The sequence below is a fragment of the Synechococcales cyanobacterium T60_A2020_003 genome, from assembly GCA_015272205.1.
GTDB lineage: Bacteria > Cyanobacteriota > Cyanobacteriia > RECH01 > RECH01 > JACYMB01.
Map to the genome: position 1 here is coordinate 1 of JACYMB010000042.1, position 2,831 is coordinate 2,831.

The 2,831-nt window shown below is 50.2% G+C and carries 3 protein-coding genes; 2 read left to right on the plus strand and 1 reads right to left on the minus strand.

Going from position 1 to position 2,831, the window contains the following annotated elements; translation table 11 throughout:
• Positions 1-168 precede the first annotated feature (168 nt).
• Positions 169-984: a DUF3120 domain-containing protein gene (locus IGR76_02570; GenBank protein ID MBF2077418.1), complete on the minus strand. Its 816-nt coding sequence runs from the start codon at positions 982-984 to the stop codon at positions 169-171.
• 411 nt (positions 985-1,395) lie between these two features.
• Here IGR76_02570 and IGR76_02575 point away from each other — a divergent pair, with 411 nt between their 5' ends.
• Entirely contained in the window at positions 1,396-2,313 is a 918-nt protein-coding gene (locus IGR76_02575) for an undecaprenyl-diphosphate phosphatase (protein MBF2077419.1), read from the plus strand.
• A 252-nt stretch (positions 2,314-2,565) separates the two neighbouring features.
• Positions 2,566-2,831: hypothetical protein (locus IGR76_02580; GenBank protein MBF2077420.1), on the plus strand; the 266-nt coding region annotated here is incomplete at its 3' end.

Consider the following 2,831-nt stretch of genomic DNA (forward strand, 5'->3'; position numbering starts at 1 on the left):
AACTTGCTCTTTTTTGATTCTGATACCCCGTCCGCTTGCGGCGGGGTAGTTCATTGTGTGAGTTCACTACAGACTACAGGTATGATGTGAGCTTGTCTAAAGTGTAGTGTGCAGGCGCATATACTACCACTGCCATGATGACCCGTCATAGCCCAATCATAACCTTGCCTATGCAGCGATCGCAGCTAGTAAAAATAAGGTGTCTACCAAAATCGTGCTGAGTACTGCTCCGGCAAATCCCCAGTATCGCAATTGCTGATACTGCAACGGCACCGTCCCGACCAATAGTAAAACGGTTGCCAAAAGGCTAGCCCAAAAGAACCCCGTAGGCGCTAGCACCTGCCCCAACGCCGCACGAAGCACCAGGGACGCCGACTCTGGCTCAACCTGCATGAGCTGTCGCCAAAAGGGGACGAGATCCGTTGCATAAAAGTAAAGATCGGTAACAGCAGTTCCAAACAGAGAACCGAGGTAAAACCAGCATCCAATAACACTTTGCCGTCGAGCCATTAAAACCAGTACAAACGGCAACCCAATGGCTTCTACAGGCAGATGCAGCAATGGCTCCCAGCGCAGCCATCCCCAGTACACGGAGCCTGCCAACCACGTCCAGGCAAAACCAATCAGCAAATCGCCCCAGAGGCGCGCCTTCCTACTTCGATACAGCTTGATGCCAATCCCAAACCACAGTCCTGTTATCAGCAGACTCAGAGCGGGTAGCCACCGCACCAGAGGGGCTTCGGCAAATACAGGAACCGAAACTAAAAATACTGACGCCATAAACAGCAAGAAGCGCTCTTGTAAAAGCGCCTGCCCCCAGCGAAGGGGAACCGATGGTAGGGAGCCGTTAACACACGAGCGCGAAGGAGGCGAGTAGGAAGACAAGGAATTCTTATAATTCAGTTCAACTTTTTTAACATAACACGAAAAATCCCCCCTGGGGGCATTCTTCAGGTTTCGATCATATCCATGCTTACTTCTCATTCAACTGGCCGATTCGGCAGTATTAGAGCAAACCTGAGATATGCACACCGATTTTTGTCACACCAGACACAAAGCCTAGTTTTAATTGACCAATTTGATGACTTTATGAGAGTCCTCTAGGGTATTATGACAAATCTGTTACATCTTGGCTGCTATTGCGTTTCACTAAATTGGATACAAAAATTAAGATCTATAAGATCTAGTGAAATCTGTATAGCCATCCTAACGGAAGACGAGCTTCCCGATGATGATGATGGAGGCATCTTGCCCTCAGCCAGTGGGCTTACGTGTAGTTGGCGACTGGTTGACACCTGAAAGAATTCACCTGCATGTTTGCTCAGTACTGTTGATTAGGATCACTGATTAGGCCAACCCACAATGATGATATCTGGACTACTGCCCCATAGTTTAATGGGCTATGAAACGCTGTGCTCCCTCTCCACGGCGTTATCTCAAGCTCCGACGCCCTCGGAGGGAACCGCTCTCATGGAAATGAATTTGTTTCGAGCGATTATCTTGGGTATTGTGCAAGGGCTGACCGAGTTCTTGCCCATCAGCAGCACGGCGCATCTTAAAGCGGTTCCGGTTGCCCTCGGTTGGGGAGATCCAGGGGTTGCATTCACCGCAGTAATTCAACTGGGGAGCATTGTCGCAATTCTCTGGTATTTCTGGGATGACCTGCGTTACGTCGTATCAGGGATGGCGCGGGCAATGATTAAGTCAGACTATGAGTCTAGAGATTTTCGCATTGGTCTCGGCATTATTTTAGGGACGGTTCCTATTATTGTCTTTGGCTTATTACTGAAAGCATTGGTTCCAGATTTAGATCGCTCACCCATTCGCAGCATGGGCGCGATCGCCATCGCATCCATTGTAATGGCCTTACTCCTCGCCTTAGCAGAGTATCTGGGCAGTCGTAAGCGAACCCTTGATAATCTAAAAATGCAGGACGGCATTTTGATGGGGTTGGGGCAAGCCCTAGCGCTGATTCCCGGTGTCTCTCGTTCTGGATCTACCCTCACCGCGGGTTTATTTTTAGGATTAGAGCGCTCCACCGCCGCCCGCTTCTCGTTTTTGCTTGGCATTCCCGCCATCACCCTCGCAGGACTCGTAGAGTTGAAGGGACTCCTAGAAATGGGACTTTCCGATATCGGGGTTGTGCCATTAATAGGCGGCTTAATTGCGGCCTTGGTGTCTTCGTATCTGGCGATCGCCTGGTTGATTCAGTTCCTCAAAACTCGTAGCACCTGGATTTTTGTGTGGTATCGCCTGGGCTTTGGGATTGCCATTTTAATAGCGATCGCCTCGGGTCACTTAAAGAACGTCTAGTCGTTAGTACTGGTTTCTATGGTTCCTAACCGTTGCAAACTGTAAAACCTTAAAGCACTCTCCAAAAGTCGGGCTATGGTGGGGACGGGCAGTGCGCAACGGAGTCAGGCGATGAGCAATGATTTTCAGCCACCCCCACCCCCAAAAGCCAAAGGTGGCGGCGTATGGAAATGAATTGCCATTGGTTGTGGTGGCACAACACTTCTCCTCATTGCGCTCGTGAGTGTGGGGGGATTTTTCGTAGCGCGGAATATGGGCGTTTCGGTAGATCCAGAACAAGTGGAGGAGAAGGCAAAAACGCTGTTCAACTACTCCATTCCCGGCGGATCCAAGGGCTATCTCACCATGAATATACTTGGGGTAGAAGTAGTCCAAGTGTCGAGTTTGGAAAATCCGCCGGACGTGCTGTTAACCATGAGCACTCTGCCCCCTCAGTTCCAGGCAGAAAACATGCGCAATGAGTTTGTGACGTACTCCCGACACCGATGCAAACATACGGTGCGGGCTTCTCCCACCGG

Coding starts and splice junctions, on each gene's coding strand:
- IGR76_02570 (MBF2077418.1), bottom strand. CDS start 984: ATGAGAAGTAAGCATGGATATGATCGAAACCTGAAGAATGCCCCCAGG.
- IGR76_02575 (MBF2077419.1), top strand. CDS start 1,396: ATGGGCTATGAAACGCTGTGCTCCCTCTCCACGGCGTTATCTCAAGCT.